Raw genomic sequence first — 1,783 nt, forward strand, 5'->3', positions numbered from 1 at the left:
CCCTTGTTCTGTGTTGCCAGCATGCCTTTCGGGGTGATGGGGACTCACAGGAGACTGCCGGGGTCAACTCGGAGGAAGGTGGGGACGACGTCAAATCATCATGCCCCTTATGTCTTGGGCTGCACACGTGCTACAATGGTCGGTACAAAGGGCTGCGATGCCGCGAGGCGGAGCGAATCCCAAAAAGCCGGCCTCAGTTCGGATTGGGGTCTGCAACTCGACCCCATGAAGTTGGAGTTGCTAGTAATCGCAGATCAGCATGCTGCGGTGAATACGTTCCCGGGCCTTGTACACACCGCCCGTCACGTCACGAAAGTCGGTAACACCCGAAGCCGGTGGCCTAACCCGTAAGGGGAGGAGCCGTCGAAGGTGGGACCAGCGATTGGGACGAAGTCGTAACAAGGTAGCCGTACCGGAAGGTGCGGCTGGATCACCTCCTTTCTAAGGAGCAATATGCCGCTTGCAGGCGAATGTTCTGCACGGTTGCTCATGGGTGGAACGTTGACTATTCGGCACATTCGGTAGGGCCTGTTAGTACTGCTTCGGCGTGGAACACAGAGTCTCTGGTGGGTGTGTCGGGCACGTTGTTGGGTCCTGAGGGAACGGAAGTTGCCTCTAGGATGCCGGCCTCACTCGAGGTGGTCCTTTGGATCATCGAGGGTGTGTGACTGGTCGTTGTTTGAGAACTGCACAGTGGACGCGAGCATCTGTGGCCAAGTTTTTAAGGGCGCACGGTGGATGCCTTGGCACTAGGAACCGATGAAGGACGTGGGAGACCGCGATAGGCCCCGGGGAGCTGTCAACCGAGCTTTGATCCGGGGGTGTCCGAATGGGGAAACCCGGCAGTCGTCATGGGCTGTCACCCGCTGCTGAACACATAGGCAGTGTGGAGGGAACGCGGGGAAGTGAAACATCTCAGTACCCGCAGGAAGAGAAAACAACCGTGATTCCGGGAGTAGTGGCGAGCGAAACTGGATGAGGCTAAACCGTTTTGGTGTGAGACCCGGCAGGGGTTGCCAAAGCGGGGTCGTGGGATTTTTCTTGATCGGTCTGCCGGCCGGTCGGCGAGTCAGAAACCGTATGGGTAGTCGAAGGACATGCGAAAGGTCCGGCGTAGAGGGTAAGACCCCCGTAGACGAAATCTGTACGGCTCGCTTGAGAAACTCCCAAGTAGCACGGGGCCCGAGAAATCCCGTGTGAATCTGGCGGGACCACCCGCTAAGCCTAAATATTCCCTAGTGACCGATAGCGGATAGTACCGTGAGGGAATGGTGAAAAGTACCGCGGGAGCGGAGTGAAATAGTACCTGAAACCGTGTGCCTACAAGCCGTGGGAGCGTCGTTCACCAGCTTGCTGGTGGGCCGTGACTGCGTGCCTTTTGAAGAATGAGCCTGCGAGTTTGCGGTGTGTAGCGAGGTTAACCCGTGTGGGGTAGCCGTAGCGAAAGCGAGTCCGAATAGGGCGTTTCAGTTGCATGCCCAAGACCCGAAGCGGAGTGATCTAGCCATGGGCAGGTTGAAGCGCGGGTAAGACCGTGTGGAGGACCGAACCCACCAGGGTTGAAAACCTGGGGGATGACCTGTGGTTAGGGGTGAAAGGCCAATCAAACTCCGTTATAGCTGGTTCTCCCCGAAATGCATTTAGGTGCAGCGTCACGTGTTTCTTGCCGGAGGTAGAGCACTGGATAGGCGATGGGCCTTACCGGGTTACTGACCTTAGCCAAACTCCGAATGCCGGTAAGTGAGAGCGTGGCAGTGAGACTGTGGGGGATAAGCTCCATGGT

Annotated in this window: 2 rRNA genes; both read left to right on the top strand. The window is 57.4% G+C overall.

From position 1 onward, the window contains the following. Positions 1-441, top strand: a 16S ribosomal RNA gene (locus AB0H32_RS48245); the annotation flags it as partial. 270 nt (positions 442-711) lie between these two features. Next, positions 712-1,783: ribosomal RNA gene (locus AB0H32_RS48250) — 23S ribosomal RNA — on the top strand; the annotation flags it as partial.

The organism is Streptomyces sp. NPDC020362, from assembly GCF_040642095.1.
GTDB lineage: Bacteria > Actinomycetota > Actinomycetes > Streptomycetales > Streptomycetaceae > Streptomyces.